Raw genomic sequence first — 323 nt, 5'->3', positions numbered from 1 at the left:
GCAATTGGCGTCTACAACTATCAGCGTCTGCCGATCGACGCTGTGCCAGATATTACCAACGTGCAGGTTCAGATCAACACCTCGGCACCAGGCTATTCGCCGCTCGAGGTCGAGCAGCGCATTACCTATCCGGTCGAGACCGTGATGGCGGGCCTGCCTGGACTGCAGCAGACTCGCTCATTGTCGCGTTACGGGCTGTCGCAGGTCACAGTCATTTTCCAGGATGGTACTGACATCTACTTCGCGCGCCAGCTGGTCAACCAGCGACTGCAGGAGGCCCGTGAAGGGCTGCCGGAGGGCGCAACGCCCATGATGGGGCCAAT

At 60.1% G+C, this 323-nt stretch carries 1 protein-coding gene; it reads left to right on the top strand.

Going from position 1 to position 323, the window contains the following annotated elements; all coding sequences use genetic code 11:
• Positions 1–323 (top strand): efflux RND transporter permease subunit (locus QPK27_RS25290; protein WP_290420898.1); only part of this gene is annotated, 323 nt, incomplete at both ends.

The organism is Massilia sp. YIM B02443 (genome assembly GCF_030411955.1).
Classification (GTDB): domain Bacteria; phylum Pseudomonadota; class Gammaproteobacteria; order Burkholderiales; family Burkholderiaceae_D; genus Telluria.
The sequence above is the reverse complement of the archived record's forward strand: the minus strand, read 5'-3'. Positions and strand labels throughout refer to the sequence as shown.